Here is an 18,045-nt window from a genome sequence, read left to right on the forward strand (position 1 = left end):
CCGAGCGACAACTCACGCAGCGATCATAGCTCGCACCAATGGGGGGGTTCCGTCCCCTCGTTTCCCGTTCGAACTCGAACGTTCCACCTACCGAGCCGTATAGGATAGTGGGACAACGCGACGGAAACCCTCGATTGAGCGTCGTTATCCGCCTTCCATTCCGACCGTCTTCGGGTGGGGTTCGTTTTCGTCCTCGGCCATGCCGAGGTACAGCGCGGAGTTGACCAGTCCGACGTGGCTGAACGCCTGTGGGTAGTTGCCCAACTGCCGACCCGTCTCGGGGTCGATTTCCTCCGCGAGCAGGCCGAGCGGACTCGCGTACGAGCAGACCGACTCGAACACCTCGCTGGCCTCCTCGACGCGTCCCGACTGTGCCAGCGCGGACACCAACCAGAACGAACAGATGACGAACGCGCCTTCCTCACCCGGGAGGCCGTCCTCGGCATCGTAGCGCTTCACGAGGCCGTCGGTTTCGAGGCGGTCGCGGATGGCGTCGATGGTGTTCTGTACTTTCTCGTCGTCGAACGGGAGAAACCCGACGACGGGAATCAGCAACGCCGTCGCGTCGAGCGCGTCCGTGTCGTAAGCTTGGGTGAAGCTCCCGACCTCGTCGTCGTAGCCGTGTTCGAGCACGTCGCCACGGATCATATCGCGCGTCTCCTGCCACTTTTCGGCGGGCGCGTCGAACCCCCACTCGTCGGCGATTCGCAGGCCGCGGTCGAGCGCGACCCAGCACATCACCTTGGAGTGGACGAACTGGTCCGGACCGCCACGAACCTCCCAGATACCGGCGTCCGGTTTGTCCCACACGTCACAGACGTGCTCGACGATACGGCGAATCGCCTCCCAGTCGTCCGAGTCGAAATCATCGCCGTCTGAGGTTTCGAATATCGCCAGGAGGAGTTCACCGAAGACGTCGAGTTGTCGCTGGTCCTTGGCCCCGTTACCGACGCGAACCGGCGTCGAACCACGATACCCCGCGAGATAATCGAGCGTCTTCTCCGATAGGTCTGGGTCGCCGTGGAGTCCGTACAGTGGTTGTATTTTGGTCGGATGCTCGGACTGACTGAGGCCGAGGAACCAATCGAAGTACGCTTCGGCCTCGTCGGTGTGTCCGAGGTTGGCCAGCGCCTGAATCGTGAACGCCGCATCGCGGATCCAGTTGTAGCGATAATCCCAGTTTCGGACGCCGCCGACGTTCTCGGGAAGCGAGGTCGTCGGCGCGGCACAAATCGCTCCCGTCTCGCGGTGGGTGAGCAGTTTGAGTACCAATCCGGACCGGACGCGAGGTCGTGGGAGCCCTCGCCGAACACACAGCCATCCGGGCAGTCGTGTGCCCAGTCGCGCCAGAAGTCGGACGTGCGGTTCAGTTCCGCGTTACAGTCCTCGGCGTCCGCAACGCTCTTCTCGTTGAACGCCAGGACGAACCACGTCGATTCGTCCTCGCCGACGGACCAGACCGCGCTACCGCTTCCGCCATCCAGTTCGACGTCGACCTCTCCGCTGAGGAACGCGAAGTGGTCGTCGTCGTGCCCGGGAATATCCGCATCGTCCCCATCGTCGTCGGTCCCACCGTCGTCCCCGCTCGTGATCCGTATGCCGTCATCCTCGGACGTCAGCACCGTCTCGCCGTGCGCGTAGTCGAGTTGGGGGCTGAACGTCAGTTCGAGTTCGACATCACCCTCGATGCCTTCGACTTTCCGGTACACCGCCCGCTCCATACCGTCGTTTCGGACGGGCATGAAGTCCGTGACCCGAACCCGGCCGGATTTCGTCTCGAACGTCGTCCGTAACACGTTCGTCGAATCGAGATACGACTGCTCCGACTCGAACGCGAGCATGGGCTGGATTCGCCAGTGTCCGCCTTTCTGGGCGTCGAGTATGCTGGCGAACACGCTCGGGGATTCGACGTGCGGCATGGGAAGCCACTCGATACCTCCTTCGTCGTTGACCAGCGCGCAGGTTTCCAGATTGCCGATAATTCCGTACCTCTCGATGGGAAAATATCCTGTCATGGCCACCACCCTGCGGAAAACCGCTTCATATCTATAACTCTCCGTAGAAGGGAATTGAACCTTTGGGCAGGGTGACATCGATTCGACCGGAGAGCGACGTAGATTTTTATGCGATAACGGGACCACACCGGCCCAGTGGGACACCGAGCACTCGTCGCCTACGAGCGACCGGACGGCCGCTACGACCGGGGGTACGCACAGTGGGGCGCAACGGACCTCTCGCTACGGCATCGAATCACCGCCGAAACGCCATTCGCGGGCGGTGGACGAAACGGACGCGCGAAGGGAACGAATGAGCGAGACGAACGATGGAGGCCAGCCGTCGATCCGACGCCGCAAGCGACTGCGCTGACGTTCGAGGACGCCGTTCTATTCGACTATCGAACCTTCGAGGCGTTCTTCGTCGTCTCGCTCTCGTGGGACGTCACCGCCTACCTGCCGCTGTGGTTCGGCACGACCATCGACGCGAATTCCGACGCGGGCGCGCTCGTGGAAGTCTACGACGAAGCCGACACGAGAGACGCTCGCCGATGGTTTCGCGCGACCCGAGCCGTCGTCCGTGACATGGTCGGTGAGGAGGTGCTCGACGCCGCCGACGCCATCGACTACCTCGATTCGCGCGTCACCGAATGGGCGGGTGACCGTCGGGAGGTGGTTTTCACGCGTTGATGGCAATCGGTTTTTATCCGCCTACCGTCTACCATCGGTCAGTGACGCAGACGAACGAGGAGAACGCACCCGACACGCTCCTGACACCGACGCACGAAGCGGCGTTGGCCCGCATCGAAGCGGCCATCGGGAACGGGGACCTCCTCACCCTGTTCGGCCGCTGTACCGTGGAGTACGACGGTCGGGCCGAGAGCTATCTCGGACCCGGCGACCGCCTCGTCGTGCTCAAACCCGACGGGACAACGCTGGTTCACACCGAGGAAGGCCAGAAACCCGTCAACTGGCAACCGCCGGGCGGAACCGTCTCCGCCGAACTCGCGGATGGCCGCCTCCGCGTCGCAGTCGCAGGGACAGCCCTTCCGAATCGCTGGACGTCCATTTCGAGGAGCTAAGGCAGGTTTCGTCGTTCGACGTTACCGACGCCAAGGAACTCTCGCTCGCCGGAACCGAGGAAGACCTCCGACAGCGGATTCTGGACGACCCGGACCTCGTGGAGAAGGGGTTCACCCCGCTGGCGACCGAGCGCCAGACTGCGGCGGGAGCCATCGACATCTACGGCAAGGACGCGGACGGAATCACGATGGTGGTCGAACTCAAGCGCAAGCGCGTCGGTCCGGACGCGGTCGGCCAATTGCGGCGGTACGTGGACGCACTCCATCGGGACCTCCACGCCGGAGCGGAGGTTCGCGGCGTGCTGGTCGCCCCCTCGGTCACCGAACGCGCCCGTAGCATGCTCGCCGAGAGCGGACTCGAATTCGTCTCGTTGGCACCCTGAAAATCAGTCCAACTGCGATTTCAGCCTGTCGAGCAGTTGCAACGCTTCGAGCGGCGTCGTCGCCGCAACGTTGGTTCGTCGGAGTTCGTCCACTACGTCGTCCGAATTGGACGGCATGGACTCGGCGGTGGTCGTGTCCTCCGTCATCGGGTCTTCCGCCTCGCCGTTCCCCTCCGCCAGCAGTTCCTTCGACCGCTGGATGACCGACTCCGGAACGCCCGCAAGTCCGGCGACTTCGACACCATACGAAGCCATCGTCGCGCCCTCAGAGATGTGGTGTTCGAAGACCACCTCGCCGTCGCGTTCCGTCGCGGCAAAGTGGAGATTGATGGCGTTCGGCAGGTCGTCGGCGACGTGGGTGAGGTCGTGGTGGTGCGTGGCGAACAGCGTCTTCGCGCCGATTTCGTCGTGAACGTGTTCGGTCACCGAGCGGGCGATGGCGAAGCCGTCAGTTGTGCTGGTTCCCCGACCGACTTCGTCCAGCAGGATCAGCGAGCGGTCGGTGGCGTTCTGAAGGATGTCGGCGAGTTCGGTCATCTCGACCATGAACGTCGAGCGACGCCCGCGATGTCGTCGCTCGCGCCGACGCGGGTGAACACGCGGTCCACCAGTTCGACCCGTGCCTCGTCGGCGGGGACGAAACTCCCGACCTGCGCCAGAATCGAGATGAGCGCGACCTGCCGCATGTAGGTGGATTTTCCGGCCATATTCGGGCCGTGATGACCGCCAGCGTGTCGCCCTCGAAGCGGGTGTCGTTCGGCACGAACGAGGACTGGGTTCGCTCCACGACGGGGTGGCGACCGTTTCGAATCTCGATGCCGTCCGAAACGATTTCGGGGCGCGAGTAGCCGTGCTTGGCGGCGACTTCGGCCAACCCGACGAGCACGTCGAGTTCGGCCAACGTCTCAGCGAGCGACTGCACCCGCTCGGACTCCTCGGCGACGGCGTCGCGCACCTCGCGGAACAGGTCGTACTCCAACTCGTCGGCACGTTGTTCGGCGCGGACGATTTCGTCCTCGCGTTCCTTGAGTTCCGGCGTGTAGAACCGCTCGGAGTTCTTCAGGGTCTGTCGCCGGGTGTAGTCATCGGGTACCTTGTCGAGGTTCGGGTCGGTGACCTCGATGTAGTAGCCGTGGACCTGGTTGTAGCCGACCTTCAGGGAGCCGATGCCCGTTCGCTCGCGTTCGCTCGCTTCGAGGTCGTCGATCCACGCCTTTCCGGAGCGTTCGGTCTCGCGGAGGTCGTCCAGTTCGCCGTCGTAACCCGACTTGATGACGCCGCCTTCCGTGATTTCGATGGGCGGTTCCTCGGGAATCGCGCGGCCGATCCGGTCGCGCACGTCGGCCATCTCGTCCAGATTCCTGTGGAGAGTACGGAGTTTCGCGGATTCGACGCCCTCCATCGCCGCCGCGATGTCGGGCACCACGTCGAGCGTGGCCTTCAGCGAGCGCAGGTCGCGGGCGTTGGCTCGGCCGCGCGAGACGCGGGAAATGAGCCGTTCGATGTCGTAGACGTTCCGGAGGAGTTCGTGGACTTCCTCGCGCGCCTGCACCGTCGTGGTCCACTCCTCGACCGCGTCGAGTCGATCCTCGATTCGGTCGCGTTCCAGCAAGGGTCTCCGGAGCCAGTCGGTGAGCTTTCGGCTGCCGAGCGCACACGCGGTTTCGTCCAGCACACCGACGAGCGTGGCTTCGTCCTGTCCGTGAACGGCACGGGGCGAGAACAGTTCGAGGCTCGTGAGCGCAACCGCGTCGAGGAGCATGTACGACCGCGGGTCGTAGCGCGTGAGGTGATTGAGGTAGTCGAGTCGGGACGATCCGTCGTCCGCGTCATCGCCCATTCCCTCGCCGCCGCGGACGTACTCGGCGTACGAGAGCAGCGCGCCGCAGGCGCGGATTTCGGCGTCGGTGGCGAGGAGTCGTTCCGGCGGGCCGAAGTAGTCGGCCACGAGGTCCGTCGCGCCGTCGATGTCGAACGTGGCCTCCTCGTAGGTCGTGACCATGCATTCGGCGTCGAAGACGTCGGATTCGGTAGTTTCGTCCGTGATCGAGGGGGCGACGATTGCCTCCGTCGGGGCGAACCGCTCCACCTCGCTTCGGACCTCGCTCTCGGTTTCGACGGTCGTCGCGTAGAAGTCACCCGTCGAAACGTCGAGGATGGCGAGCCCGTAGCCCTCGTCGTGGGAAAGACAGGCGACGAAGTTGTTGTCGTCGCCGTGGAGCAGTTCGTCCTCGGTCAGCGTTCCGGGTGTGACGACCCGGGTGACGGCGCGTTCGACCACGCCGGAGGCGTCCGCCGGGTCCTGTACTTGGTCCGCGACTGCCACGCGATACCCCGCGTCGAGGAGGGCTTCGATGTACGATTCGGCGTTGTCGATGGGAATCCCGGCCATCGGGTACGTCCCCGTGTTGTCCTCGCGTTGCGTGAGCGTGATTTCCAGAATCCTCGAACACTGCTCGGCCGCCTCGCAGAACGTCTCGTAGAAGTCACCGACCTGAAACAGTACCATCGAATCGTCGTACTGCCGACACAACTCGAAGTACTGACGCATCATCGGCGTCAACTCGTCGCTGTGTTCGGCCATCTTCTCGGGTGCCCCCAGCGCCGCGTCCATGCGAGAAAACCAGTGCCCGCGCGGCAATAAGCTGCCGGAATCTCGGTAAAGCTTGGGCTATCGCTCGTCCACGAACGCCACGTCGTACAGGTGGTAGTCCGCCGTGGCGAGTTCGAGCGCCCCGTCCATGTGTTCGCGCACGTCGGGGCGCTCGAAGATGGCTTCGTAGTCGGCTTCGCTCTCCCACTGGGCGTAGTTGACGACGCGCTCGCCGTCGCGACTCCGGTGGAGGTTCGCGGAGACGAATCCGGGGAGGTGACGCATGGTCTCATCCGTCGCATCCGCGAGGAGTTCCACGAGTTCGTCCTGCCTTTCGGGAGCCACGGTGAACACGTTGATGAGCGTCGTCAAGTCCGTCGTTTCGTCGATGGTCGTCATGTCGCTGTCCGCTACGCTCACCGGCTATTTAAATATTGGCCGAGTGGCCAACAGCGCGTTCGACGGAGTTCGAGTATCGCTACGGACAGAAATCACTCGTCCGGCAGGAGGAGGACGGCGACCGCGTCCAGCGTCCGGTCGAGCATGTCGTCGGTGCCGAGCACGTAGTCGGTGGTTCGCGCGCTGTCGATAGCGGTGAGGACGAGGATGGCGGTCCGTTCCGGGTCCCGTGGCGGCAACGTTCCGTTCGCTACCGCGTCCGTGATCGCCGTTTCGAGCGCGCTCCGAATCCCTCGGACGTTCGCCTCCAACCGCGTCGCGAACTCGGGGTTGTGCGGGGCCTGTGCGCGGAGTTCGAACAGGACACGGTGATACTCCGGTCGCGCTTCCGGCCCGTAAGCGATCCAGTCGATGAGCGCATCGAGGCGCTCTCGGGGCGATGCGTCGTCTTCGATCGTGCCCTCGAACTCGTCGAGGAGGGAGTCGAGGAACGCCGCGAGCAGATCGTCTTTCGACTCGTAGTAATAGTGGATGAGGGACCGACTCCCGTCGAACTCCGCGGCGATGCTTCGGAGCGTGAGATCGGCGTACCCGTCCTTGGCCAGTGCACGATACGTGGCATCCATCAGGCTCTCGTACGTGTCGCGTGGCGGCGTCCTGTCCGTCGCTGGCATCGGAGTCGAGTTCTCGTTCCGTCGGAAATACCCTTCCGGTCGATGTCGTCCATCGTCCGTCGTTCGCGTCGTTGCAGAGGAGTTAAGTGGAGTCGGCGACTCGGGAGTGAAGGTTACCGATGAACGTTCGGACAGGTCTTTCGTATGGTGACGTACTGCTGGTGCCGCAACGCTCCCCGGTCGATAGCCGGAGCGACGTCTCGCTGACGACGAATCTCACTGCGAACCTCGAACTCGACACGCCGCTGTTGAGCGCGCCGATGGACACCGTCACCGAGACGGACGCTGCAATCGCACTCTCGGAGATGGGCGGTTTCGGCACGATTCACCGATTTTTGAGCATCGAGGAACAGGCCGAGCAGGTTCGGGACGTGAAGAATGCGGGCGGCCTCGTCGGTGCCGCCGTCGGCATCAACGAGGAGTTCCTCGAAAGGACGGAAGCGACGCTGGAGGCGGGCGCGGACTGCATCATGGTCGACGTCGCACACGGCCACATGGAACGCTGTCTCGACGCCGTGGCGGAGATCGACGCCGAATTCCCGGACGCGGAACTCGTCGCCGGGAACGTCGTGACGCCCGAGGCCGTCTCGGACCTCTACTCCGCGGGCGCGGACGGCGTGAAAGTCGGCGTCGGTCCCGGTTCCCACTGCACGACCCGAAAGGTCGCCGGAGCGGGCGTCCCGCAACTCACCGCCGTGGACGACTGTTCGGAGCGAGCCGAAGCGTTGGGAATCCCGATCGTCGCGGACGGCGGCATCCGAACGTCCGGCGATGCCGTGAAGGCGCTCATGGCCGGAGCGGACACCGTCATGATGGGGAGCTTCTTCGCCGGAACCGACGAGGCACCCGGCGAGACGGTCACCGTCGAGGGGAAGACGTTCAAGCGCTCGCGCGGGATGGCCTCCACCGCCGCGAACGAGAATCGCACCGACAAGAACCTCACCCCTGACGCCGACGAGGGCATCGCGGGGCTGACCGAGTACAAAGGCCCGCTCGCCGACGAAACCGAAACCTTCCTCGCCGGAATCCGGTCGGGGTTGAGCTACTGCGGCGGCCACGACATCCCCGCCGCCCGCGAGAACGCCGAGTTCATTCAGGTCGCTCCGAGTGCCCGAGAGCGGGAGGGTTCCCACTCCGTCTTCGCGAACGTGGAACCAGAGATGGAGAAGGAACTCGCGCCGCTACAGTAATCGGGATCGTGAATTTTCGCGTCTCCGAGACCGCCCTCGAAAAAATAGCGCTCCCGTTTCCCGTCTCGTTTCCAGTCTATATCGCGCCACCCATGCCGCCCATTCCTCCCATACCGCCCGGCTCCGGAGCTTCCGCTTCGTCGCTTCCGCCGAGGTCGCCCGCGGAAATCACGTCGTCGATGCGGAGGAGAAGTTCGGCCACGTCGGTCGCGCTCCCGATGGCCCGGGATTTGACGCGGCGGGGTTCGACCACGCCAACGTCGAGCATGTCCACGACCTCGCCGGTTTCGGCGTCGAGACCGACGTTTTCCTCGCCCGCGTCGTGACGGCTTCGGAGGTCGGTCACGCCGTCGATGGGACTGATTCCCGCGTTCTCCGCGAGGGTCCTCGGCACCGTCTCCATCGCGTCGGCGAACGCCTCGACGGCGAGTTGCTCCCGACCGCCGACGCCGTCGGCGTACTCCCGCAATCCGAGTGCGAGCGTCGTTTCCGGTGCACCCCCGCCGGGGAGAACCTGCCCGTCCAGCAGGGTGACCCGCACGACGCCCAGACTGTCGTGGACCGCCCGCTCGACCTCCTCGACGACGTGTTCGGTCCCGCCGCGCAGCAGGAGGGTGACGCTTCGCGGGTTGTCACACCCCTCCACGAAGATTCGGGTGTCGCCCGCGACGTTGCGTTCCTCGACGATTCCGGCGTGGCCGAGGTCGTCGGAGTCGATGTCGCCGAGGCTTGAGACGACGCGTGCCCCCGTCGCCCGCGCGAGGTGTTGCACGTCGCTCTTCTTGGCCCGGCGGACGGCGAGAACCCCTTCCTGTGCTAACAGGTGCTGGGCCATGTCGTCGATTCCCTTCTGGCAGAAGACGACGTTCGCGCCGCTGTCGGTGATGCGTTCGACCATCTCCCGCAGTTGGGCTTCCTCGCGGTCCAAAAAGCCCTGTAACTGGTCGGGGTCGGTGATGCTGACCGCCGTGTCCGTCTCGGTCTCCTGCACCTCGATGGGCGTGTCCACGAGTGCGATGGTGGCGTCCTCGACGCGCCACGGCATGTCGTCGTTGACGCGCTCTTTGTCCACGACGACGCCCTCCACGAGTTCCGAATCTGAGATGCCGCCCCCGACGACCGTCTCCACGGTGACGTTCGAGAGGTCGATGTCCCCGCCGTCACCGTCCTCGTCGTAGACGGCCCGAACCGCCCGCACGACGAGTTCCGAGAGCGCCTCTTTGGCCGCCTCCGCACCCTTCCCGGTCATCGCGGTCTGTGCTATCTCCGTGAGGAGGTCCCGTTCCTCGACCGGATGGGACGCCGCTTCGAGCAGCCGATACGCCTCCTCGCTGGCGAGGCGGTAGCCGCGTGCGACCGTCGTCGGATGGACGCCCTGTTCGAGTAAGTCCTCCGCCCGTCGGAGGAGGTCTCCGGCGAGGATGACCGCCGTCGTCGTCCCGTCGCCGGTCTCGTCCTCCTGTGTTTCGGCGACTTCGACCATCATCGTCGCCGCCGGATGCTCGATGTCCATCTCCGTGAGGATGGTCACCCCGTCGTTCGTCACGACCACGTCACCCATCGAATCGACGAGCATCTTGTCCATCCCGCGCGGGCCGAGCGTGGTTCGTACCGCCTCGGCGACCGCCCGCCCGGCGGTGACGTTCATCTCGCGGGCGTCCCGCCCGCTGGTTCGCTGTGCCTCCTCCCCCAGTATCAGAATCGGTCCGGTCTGCATTCTGTCTGCCATGATACCCCCGAACAGGGTACGACGGCATCCGGCAAAAAAGACTGGTGCGGAACGGAACCGGTGCGGAATGGAATCGGTACGAAGCGGGACCGGTGCGGACGACGACGAAACGCACATTGGGGCTCCCTCGAAAGTTCGTGCCATGATCGGCAAACTCGACCCGGACGACCTCGCGCTCGTCGTCTCGCGCACGGGTGCGCGGGACGACGATGTGCTGGTCGTCCCGGCTACGGTGAGGACGCCGCCGCCATCGAAATCGGCGACGAGACCCTCGTCGTTAGCTCCGACCCCCTTTCGCTGGCCCGCGAACGACTCGGCACGCTGGCCGTCAACGTCGCCTGCAACGACGTGGCCTGCTCCGGTGCGACCCGCGCTGGCTGACGAACGTGGTGTTTCTCCCCGACGACGACCGGGAGACGCTGGATATCGTGACCGAACAGATAGACGAAGCGGCGAAGAATCTCGATGTCGCCATCGTCGGCGGTCACTCCGAGTACGCCCCCGACCTGCCGCGGCCGACGGTGACGATGACAGCGATGGGACTGGCGGACGAGTACATCCCGACCGGCGGGGTGGAACCCGGCGACCGACTCGTGTTGACGAAAGGGGCCGGAATCGAGGGGACGGCTATCCTCGCCACGGATTTCCGCGACGAAGTCGGGACGGATACGACGGTGGATGGGGAATCTGCGGCGGTAGACGGGAAATCGGCGGTGGAAGCGGGTGAATCGTTCTTCGAGGAGATCAGCGTGGCCGAGGACGCCCGCGTCCTCCGGGAGTACGCCCACGCCATGCACGACCCCACGGAAGGCGGCGTGATTACCGGCTTACTGGAGATGGCGGAGGCGTCCGAAATCCGGTTGGAAGTCGCGCGCGACGACGTTCCGGTTCGGGACGTGACGAGGACGCTTTGTGACACGATGTCCGTGGACCCGCTCCGAATTTTCGGCTCGGGCGCGCTCCTCGCGGCGATTCCCGAAGAAGGGGTCGAGGATGCACTCGACGCGATTCGGGACGCCGGAATTTCGGCCGCCGTCATCGGTCACGCCGTCGAAGGGGATGGGGACGGCGAACTCGTACTGGACGACGAGACCATCGTCGACCCGCCGCGCGACGATCTGTATCAGCTCTGGGAGTAGCCAGGTTAGTATCAGCGCCGAGAATCGCCGTTTGGCTACGAACGGGACCGCTCGATGACGTTCAACTCGTCATCGACGACGAGTTCGAGGGTGTCGCCGTCGAACGTGAGCCCAAACGCGACTTCCCATGGGTCGGTCGAGCGGGCGGTCACGTTGCGGTCTGTGATGGCGAATTCGAGTCGCCAGATCGGCGTCGTCGTCGCGTCGAGGCCGTGCTCGTGGCAGAACGAGAGTAAGCCGGGGTCGGCGAGGAGCGCCTCGCGACCCGCAGGATGTCGATGCGGCCACAGTGATCGCACGAACGGTTGATACAGGCTTCGCGCCTGTCCGGCCGCGGGTATCCCGTTTCCGAAGGGGCGACGAACGTCGTCCCGACGCCGTTTCCACAGAGCGGACAGACGCCGCGCGCGAACGCGAGGCGAACGGCCCGGTTGTACTCGCTGGCGTTCGAGATGGCGGTTTCCGCGTCCCCGTTCAGGATTCCGGGTGGCGTGAGGTCGTACTCGTAGAGATACTCGCAGTCGGCACACTGTATCTTGAACAGCGCGTTCTCGTAGGTCGCCTCGACCGTCCCGTCACAGAAGTAGCAGTCCAGATCGAGCGCGGTAGGGGGAAGCGTCGCTTCACCGGTTGCCGTTTCGGCGCGAATCGTCCGGGTCAGCATCGTTCCTTCGGGGCGCAATGCGTACCCTCCGTCGTCGGGATCGACGACGGAATCCACGAGTTGCGAGTGACCGTCCTCCCGGCGCTCGACGAACCGGCCGACGAGTTGCTGGAGGTGGTAGTTGAACCGACTGCTGTCCACCTCGCTGTCAACGCGCGAGCGCAGTTCCGAGAAGGAGAGCGTCGGTGGGGTTCCATCACCGCCCCGTTCGTCGCTGAGCGCCCGGAGGATTTCCGCTCGTACGTCGTTCCCGATGAGGCTGAACGCCTCGTCCGGCGTCACCGCGCCGTACGTCGTCGGTTCGGGATCGTCCTGCATTCGTCGGTACTCCTCGGGCGAGCGGGTAATCCCTTCCGATCATCCCGGAAGTGAAAAAATTCCAACTGAATCGCACTTCAGCGAGTGCTTTAGTGGCACTCTCCGGTATCTGTCGTATGGAACTCGATATTCACGTCGTTGGATTGTGTGGGTGCCTACGCGACGGGAGCGAAACACGAGTTGCCCTCCGAACCGCGCTCGACGCGACGGAGTCGATGGGCGCGACGACGACGCTCGTCGACCTGCGAACGTACGACCTCCCGTTGCTCGATGGGGACGAGGCGACACCGCCCGACGCCGAAGCGCTCCGGGAGACGGTTCGGGACGCCGACGCGGTGCTCCTCGCCACGCCGATGTACCACGGTTCGTACTCCTCGCCGCTGAAAACGGCCCTCGACTACTGCGGATTCGAGGAGTTCGAGGGGAAGACGGTCGGCCTGCTCGCGGTTTCGGGGTGCGGGTTCCCGACTCCCGCGCTCGAACACCTGCGGTCGGTCTGCCGGGCGCTGAACGCGTGGACGCTCCCCGTGGAAGTCGGGATTCCCGACGCCCGCTCGAACATCGAGGATGGGGAAATCACGGACGAAGATACCGCGGACCGCGTCCAGCGACTCGGCGAGCGACTCGTCCTGTTCGCCGGGGTCGATGAGTATCCCGAAGTCGCCAGCACGACGCTCGAATCCGTCACCGGGTTCTGAGAGTGAATCACGTCGATACTCCGAACAGAGACAATTTTCTGGAATTGCGAGTGCAGCACCGACGATGACGAGTTAAGAACGCCCCCGCCCGTTCGCTACGTAGAGAAGAGTTTGATTGATGTGTGGTTGCAGTTACTGAGAAGTAGACTTCGAAAGCCCCCGCCACGCTCGTGGTCGTTGCACGGGATATTTTGGCCTCCCCGCACCGCACGGCCAAAATACTGGCCCGTGCAAGCGACCAGACGAGCGCGAGCGGACGGCCCCTTTCAATCCACCCACACCACCGCAACGGTCCACACGCCTCCCCAACCGATTCCCTCAGTTCGTTTCACTCACTTCGGTCATCCCTCACGCGGGCGCACCACGGGTGCGCCTTCGCGTGCCGTGTGGTCGATTAGTATCACCCATCCCATTCAGCCAAGCGGCGCGCGCGAAGGAATATGGTTGGGGAGACACGTGGGAGGTTGCGGCGGTACTCATGCGGTTCGGCCGTTGTAATCACGGCCTTACCAGAAACAACGTTGAGAGAGCTGGCGGGGGCTTTCGAAGAAGTATTCCCGGTGATTCCACTCACAAATCCACCAAACACGTCTCCTTGGCGTCGCCCGTAAGCCCAAAACGCTAACCAACTCACGGTCGTCCCGTTCCAAAATGGAACTCGCAGAGCACCTCGATACGATCACTCGACGAGATTGGCAGACGATAACTGAACCGGAGGAAACGGTTCGCTTCGCGCTGATCGGTCTTGGCTGGTTCACGACGGAGGCGGTCGTTCCCGCCCTGCGCGAGAGTACGCTTTGTGAGGTGGGTGCGGTCGTCAGCGGATCACCCGAAAAGGCCGCTCGACTCCGCGACGAAACGGGTGCCGACCGAGCGCTGAGCTACGAGGAATTCCACGACGGGGAGGGGACCGACAGTTACGACGCGGTGTACGTCGCCACGCCGAACGCCACCCATCTGGCGTTCGTGGAGACGGCCGCGGACCTCGGTAAGGCCGTCCTCTGTGAGAAACCGATGGAGGCCTCGGCGGCGCGCGCCGAACGACTGGTCGAGGTCGCCGAGACGGCGGGTATTCCGCTGATGGTCGGCTATCGAATGCACACGAATCCGGCCGTCCGACGGATGCGCGAACTCGTGCGGGACGGGTTCATCGGCACGCCCGCACTGGTCGAGGGATCGATGTGCCAGAACGTCTTCGAGATGATTTCGCCGGACCCGAACCTAGTGGCGACTCGACGCCGACCTCGCGGGCGGGTCGGCGCTCATCGACCTCGGTATCTACCCGCTGAACACGGCCAGATTCGTCCTCGATTCCGACCCGGTGAGCGCACAGGGGACGACGAAGAGTCCACACGAACATTTTTCCGAGGTGGACCAGCACGTCTCGTTCGAAGTCGAGTTCGGAAACGGCGTCACGGCGGCGTGCGTCGCCAGCCAGTACGCCCAGCGGGAGAGTCGGTTCAGCGTGATCGGAACGGAAGGGGGACTCACGCTCTCCCCGGCGTTCTTCGGCGAGTCCCAGTTGACGGTCGAGCGGGGCGATACGAAAGCCGCGCTGTCCGTCGAACCCGTGAACGAGGAAGTCGAGGAGTTCGACTACTTCGCCGACCGCTTGCTCTCGGGCCGCGACCCGGAACCCGACGGACGACACGGACTGGTCGATATGCGGGCCATCGAAGCGATTTACGAGTCTGCGGAAACGGGAAAACGAGTGCGCGTCGAAGACTGACGGGCGAGTGCTCAGGGAACGATGACGGCCCGCCCCTCGATTTCCCCGTGCTCCAGTTTTGCCGCGACGTCGTTGATGTCCTCCAGCGCGTACCGCGAGGTTCGCAGGCTCACCTCGCCGCGCGCGACGAGCGACAACAGTTCTTGGAGTTCGGGGTAGGTTCCGACGAGCGTCCCGCGGTAGGCGAAATCGCCGTCCACGAGCGCTTGGGCAGGTTCGTGAATGTGGCCGCCGTAGCCGACGACGTGGTGGTCCCCGCCGCCCGCGAGCACGTCCGGCGCGTAGTCCAAGGTCTCGTCGGCACCGACGAAGTCGATGACCTGCTGGACGCCCGCTCCGTCGGTGAGGGCGTCCAATCGCTCGGCCACGTCCTCCGTTCGTGAATTCACGGTGTGGTGCGCACCGAGGTCGGTCGCGAGCGTTAGCGCTTCCTCTTTCACGTCGATGGCCGTTATCTCGGCGGCGCTCATCGCCCGGAGCGCTTGGAGACCGATGTGGCCGAGTCCCCCGACGCCGACGACGACAGCGGGTTCGCCGGGGTTCAGTTCCCTAACCGCCTTTTTCACCGCGTGGTACGCCGTGATTCCGGCGTCCGCGTGGGGGGCGATTTGCTTCGGATCGACCCCTTCCGGGAGCGGAATCACCGCACGCTCGTTCGTCAGGAGATACTCCGCGAACCCGCCGTCCGTCGAGAGGCCGGGGAAGGCGAGGTTCTCACAGTGCATGTCCTGTCCCAGACGGCAGGCCCGACAGATACCGCAGGTCATCGCCGGATGGCAGATGACGGTATCCCCCTCCGACACCAACGTCACGTCGTCGCCCGTTTCCGCGACGGTTCCGGCGTTTTCGTGCCCGAGCGTCATCGGGAGGGTTTGATCCATCCGTTCCTCCCACATCCCTTCGATGGCGTGATTGTCCGTTTGACACCAGCCCGCTCCCTCGATTTCCACGACGACGTGGTTCGGTTCGGTCGCCGACGGTCGGTCGACGTCCTCGATAGTGAGCGCGTCGTCCATCTCGTCGGTGTACTCGTGGAGTCGTGCAGCACGCATGCTCACGAATCATGACACGCAGAGGGACAGGTGTTGTGGCACTTCGTCGGGTCGAAAAACGGGACGACCGAAAGCGACGTGTCGGACAGGTGTTCAGGTTCGATGTGATCGGAATCGTACGCTCGCGGCCGTCTGACTGCACTCGAACTTTTTACTCGATAAAGAATAAATGTTTTGAACACCTAGTGGATAGGGAGCAGTATGCATGCAATCGCACTCAGGCGCGGGGCACGCGCGCCGAAAGTAATCGAAACACCCCGACCGGAACCCGACACGGACGAGGTTCTGGTGCGGACGCTTCAGGTCGGCGTCGACGGGACGGACCACGAAGTCATCGCCGGGCATCACGGTGGCTTTCCCGCGGGCGACGACCACCTCGTTCTCGGCCACGAAGCCGTCGGCGTCGTGGAGGATCCGAACGGCACGGCGTTCAAGCAGGGTGATATCGTCGTCCCGACCGTCCGCCGTCCGCTTCCCGACGGCCCGACCGAGTATTTCGAACGCGGTGAACCCGACATGTCCCCTCCGGAGGACGTCATCGAACGGGGCATCACCGGCGGTCACGGCTTCATGAGCGAGTACTTCACCAGTCCCGCCGAGTTCCTGCTTCCTATCCCGGACGAACTCGCGAAGTGGGGATTTCTGGTCGAACCCATCAGCATCGCCGAGAAGGCCATCGAACTCGCCCGCGCATCGCGCTCGGCGTTCGACTGGCAACCGGAGAGTGCGCTCGTTCTCGGAAACGGGTCGCTCGGGTTGCTCACGACGGCGATGCTCACAGAGTCGTTCGACCGAGTGTACTGTCTGGGCCGCCGCGACCGACCCGACCCGACCATCGACATCATCGAGGAACTCGGCGCGACGTACGTCGATTCCCGGGAGACGCCCGTCTCCGAGATTCCCGGCGTGTACGAACCGATGGACTTCATCTTCGAGGCGACCGGGTACCCGAAACACGCCTTCGAGAGCATCGACGCGCTCGCGCCGAACGGCGTCGCCGCCCTGCTCGGCGTCCCGGACGAATGGACGTTCGAGGTGGACGGCGGCGCTCTTCACCGGGAACTCGTGATGCACAACAAGGCGCTCGTCGGGAGCGTCAACTCCGGTTATCGGCATTTCGAGGCGGCGATAGAGACGCTCTCGGGGCTTCCGGAGTGGTTGTTGGACGATCTGGTGACGGGGATTTTCGATTCGTCGAACGTCGAAGAGGCTTTTGCGGACGACGAAACGACAATAAAGACGGCGGTGAAATTCTACGACAATGAAGAACGTTGACGACCTCATCGAAAGTGCGGCCGAACTCGCGGAACGCGGCCTCTCGAAGGGAGAGATCGCTGACGAACTGAACGTGTCGCGCGAGACAGCCAGTTGGCTGGTCGAGCGTAGCGGCAGTACGCCGAGTCACGAACCGACGGGCGGGCCGCAGGACATCCACGTCGATTGGAGCGCCATCGGCCGCGACAGCAGTCGCCTCTCCCACGTGGGAGCGGCGATGGCCGACATGCTCTCGAAACACGGCGAGGAGGTCGATCTGACCATCGGTATCGAGAAGGCAGGTGCCCCGCTCGCGACCACCGTGGCCCGCGAACTCGACACCGACCTCGGGACCTACGCGCCGCGCAAGCACCAGTGGGACGAGGGGGACATCAACGAGTACGGCGGCAGTTTCTCGCGTAACTTCGCACAGATTCGGAACCGCGAATGCTACGTCGTGGACGACACCATCACCAGCGGGACGACGATGACCGAGACCATCGAGGCCATCCAGGACCGCGGCGGCGAACCGGTCGCGTGTATCGTCCTCGCCGACAAGAGCGGTATCGAGGAACTGAACGGCGTGCCCGTCTACTCGCTGGTGCAAGTCATCGGCGTCGGCAGCGAGGAATAGGGCGGAACCCGTAGACGATCGACGTACTCCTTTTTCGAACGGCCGAGCGAGGCGACGACCATCGAGAACCCCGAGTCATCCATGGCTCGCTACCGTCCTATCAACGGCACGTCGTGACGCGGGCGCAACTTCTTTGCGGCGTGGGTGCCTACGCAAGCGTATGACCTTCACACCCGGCGAAGCGCTATCCGCCGAGGAAGTCGAGGAACGGGTCGATTCGGCAATCGAGGAAAACGAAGTGGTGCTCTTCATGAAGGGGACGCGTCTCATGCCGCAGTGTGGGTTCTCCATGCGCGCGGTCGAACTCCTGGACCAACATCGTGGTGAGGAGTTCGAGACGGTGAACGTGCTCGACAACCTGGACGCCTACCGAGAGGCGCTCTCGGAGTACAGCGGATGGGAAACGATCCCACAAACGTACGTCGACGGCGAATTCATCGGCGGCAGCGACATCCTCGCCGAAATGGAAGAACGAGATGAACTCGAATCGACACTCCGAACGGACTGATGTCA

At 64.1% G+C, this 18,045-nt stretch carries 11 protein-coding genes and 5 pseudogenes; 9 read left to right on the plus strand and 7 right to left on the minus strand.

What is annotated here, in order from left to right; all coding sequences use genetic code 11:
• Positions 1–144 precede the first annotated feature (144 nt).
• Positions 145–2,015 (minus strand): annotated as a pseudogene (locus tag A4G99_RS29835) (glycoside hydrolase family 15 protein).
• A gap of 135 nt (positions 2,016–2,150) precedes the next feature.
• Between A4G99_RS29835 and A4G99_RS12100 the strand changes: the two are divergent.
• Both A4G99_RS12100 and nucS read left to right on the plus strand, forming a co-directional pair.
• Positions 2,151–2,684, plus strand: a complete 534-nt coding sequence (locus tag A4G99_RS12100; protein WP_066143847.1) for a DUF6735 family protein — start codon at positions 2,151–2,153, stop codon at positions 2,682–2,684.
• Positions 2,684–3,459 (plus strand): annotated as a pseudogene (nucS, locus tag A4G99_RS12105) (endonuclease NucS). Before A4G99_RS12100 ends, nucS begins: the two are co-directional and overlap by 1 nt.
• 3 nt (positions 3,460–3,462) lie before the next feature.
• Here nucS and mutS read toward each other — a convergent pair.
• The 3 genes and pseudogenes from mutS to A4G99_RS12120 all read right to left on the minus strand — a co-directional run bounded on the left by mutS (position 3,463) and on the right by A4G99_RS12120 (position 7,125).
• Positions 3,463–6,073 (minus strand): annotated as a pseudogene (mutS, locus tag A4G99_RS12110) (DNA mismatch repair protein MutS).
• Between the two features lie 57 nt (positions 6,074–6,130).
• Positions 6,131–6,472, minus strand: coding sequence for an antibiotic biosynthesis monooxygenase (locus tag A4G99_RS12115; protein WP_223301849.1), 342 nt, complete (start codon positions 6,470–6,472; stop codon positions 6,131–6,133).
• Between the two features lie 71 nt (positions 6,473–6,543).
• Positions 6,544–7,125 (minus strand): TetR/AcrR family transcriptional regulator, encoded by a 582-nt coding sequence (locus tag A4G99_RS12120; protein ID WP_066143849.1) that lies wholly within the window; start codon positions 7,123–7,125, stop codon positions 6,544–6,546.
• 119 nt (positions 7,126–7,244) lie between these two features.
• Between A4G99_RS12120 and A4G99_RS12125 the strand changes: the two genes are divergently transcribed.
• Positions 7,245–8,315 (plus strand): guanosine monophosphate reductase, encoded by a 1,071-nt coding sequence (locus A4G99_RS12125; RefSeq protein ID WP_066143852.1) that lies wholly within the window; start codon positions 7,245–7,247, stop codon positions 8,313–8,315.
• A 76-nt stretch (positions 8,316–8,391) separates the two neighbouring features.
• Here A4G99_RS12125 and thsA read toward each other — a convergent pair whose 3' ends face one another.
• Positions 8,392–10,032 carry a thermosome subunit alpha gene (thsA, locus tag A4G99_RS12130; protein WP_066143854.1) on the minus strand — a complete coding sequence of 547 codons (1,641 nt, stop codon included), beginning with the start codon at positions 10,030–10,032 and terminating at the stop codon, positions 8,392–8,394.
• Between the two features lie 154 nt (positions 10,033–10,186).
• Between thsA and A4G99_RS12135 the strand changes: the two are divergent.
• Positions 10,187–11,183 (plus strand): annotated as a pseudogene (locus tag A4G99_RS12135) (AIR synthase family protein).
• A gap of 148 nt (positions 11,184–11,331) precedes the next feature.
• On the opposite strand, the gene A4G99_RS27240 reads toward A4G99_RS12135, so the two are convergent.
• Entirely contained in the window at positions 11,332–12,165 is an 834-nt protein-coding gene (locus A4G99_RS27240) for a helix-turn-helix domain-containing protein (RefSeq protein WP_223301851.1), read from the minus strand.
• 116 nt (positions 12,166–12,281) lie between these two features.
• Between A4G99_RS27240 and A4G99_RS12145 the strand changes: the two genes are divergently transcribed.
• Positions 12,282–12,863 carry an NADPH-dependent FMN reductase gene (locus A4G99_RS12145; protein WP_066143858.1) on the plus strand — a complete coding sequence of 194 codons (582 nt, stop codon included), beginning with the start codon at positions 12,282–12,284 and terminating at the stop codon, positions 12,861–12,863.
• Between the two features lie 651 nt (positions 12,864–13,514).
• Positions 13,515–14,592: pseudogene (gfo6, locus tag A4G99_RS12150) on the plus strand (D-xylose 1-dehydrogenase Gfo6).
• An 11-nt stretch (positions 14,593–14,603) separates the two neighbouring features.
• Here the strand turns inward: gfo6 and A4G99_RS12155 are convergent.
• Positions 14,604–15,644, minus strand: coding sequence for an NAD(P)-dependent alcohol dehydrogenase (locus A4G99_RS12155; protein WP_066143862.1), 1,041 nt, complete (start codon positions 15,642–15,644; stop codon positions 14,604–14,606).
• A gap of 201 nt (positions 15,645–15,845) precedes the next feature.
• Here A4G99_RS12155 and A4G99_RS12160 point away from each other — a divergent pair, with 201 nt between their 5' ends.
• From A4G99_RS12160 to A4G99_RS12170, 3 genes are all read left to right on the plus strand, one after another.
• Positions 15,846–16,919, plus strand: coding sequence for a glucose 1-dehydrogenase (locus A4G99_RS12160; RefSeq protein ID WP_066143865.1), 1,074 nt, complete (start codon positions 15,846–15,848; stop codon positions 16,917–16,919).
• Positions 16,906–17,532: a transcriptional regulator GfcR gene (gene gfcR / locus A4G99_RS12165; protein ID WP_066143867.1), complete on the plus strand. Its 627-nt coding sequence runs from the start codon at positions 16,906–16,908 to the stop codon at positions 17,530–17,532. The genes A4G99_RS12160 and gfcR overlap by 14 nt, the downstream gene beginning before the upstream one ends.
• Positions 17,533–17,692: 160 nt before the next feature.
• A complete protein-coding gene (locus tag A4G99_RS12170) occupies positions 17,693–18,040 on the plus strand; it encodes a glutaredoxin (protein ID WP_066143871.1) in 348 nt (115 codons plus the stop codon).
• The last annotated feature ends 5 nt before the right edge of the window (positions 18,041–18,045 follow it).

The sequence above is a fragment of the Haladaptatus sp. R4 genome, from assembly GCF_001625445.1.
Taxonomy (GTDB): domain Archaea; phylum Halobacteriota; class Halobacteria; order Halobacteriales; family Haladaptataceae; genus Haladaptatus.

Excerpts from the sequence above, each read along its gene's own strand:
- A4G99_RS12120 (WP_066143849.1), bottom strand. The coding sequence starts at position 7,125 with ATGCCAGCGACGGACAGGACGCCGCCACGCGACACGTACGAGAGCCTG.
- A4G99_RS12125 (WP_066143852.1), top strand. The coding sequence starts at position 7,245 with ATGAACGTTCGGACAGGTCTTTCGTATGGTGACGTACTGCTGGTGCCG.
- thsA (WP_066143854.1), bottom strand. The coding sequence starts at position 10,032 with ATGCAGACCGGACCGATTCTGATACTGGGGGAGGAGGCACAGCGAACC.
- A4G99_RS27240 (WP_223301851.1), bottom strand. The coding sequence starts at position 12,165 with ATGCAGGACGATCCCGAACCGACGACGTACGGCGCGGTGACGCCGGAC.
- A4G99_RS12145 (WP_066143858.1), top strand. The coding sequence starts at position 12,282 with ATGGAACTCGATATTCACGTCGTTGGATTGTGTGGGTGCCTACGCGAC.
- A4G99_RS12155 (WP_066143862.1), bottom strand. The coding sequence starts at position 15,644 with ATGCGTGCTGCACGACTCCACGAGTACACCGACGAGATGGACGACGCG.
- A4G99_RS12160 (WP_066143865.1), top strand. The coding sequence starts at position 15,846 with ATGCATGCAATCGCACTCAGGCGCGGGGCACGCGCGCCGAAAGTAATC.
- gfcR (WP_066143867.1), top strand. The coding sequence starts at position 16,906 with ATGAAGAACGTTGACGACCTCATCGAAAGTGCGGCCGAACTCGCGGAA.
- A4G99_RS12170 (WP_066143871.1), top strand. The coding sequence starts at position 17,693 with ATGACCTTCACACCCGGCGAAGCGCTATCCGCCGAGGAAGTCGAGGAA.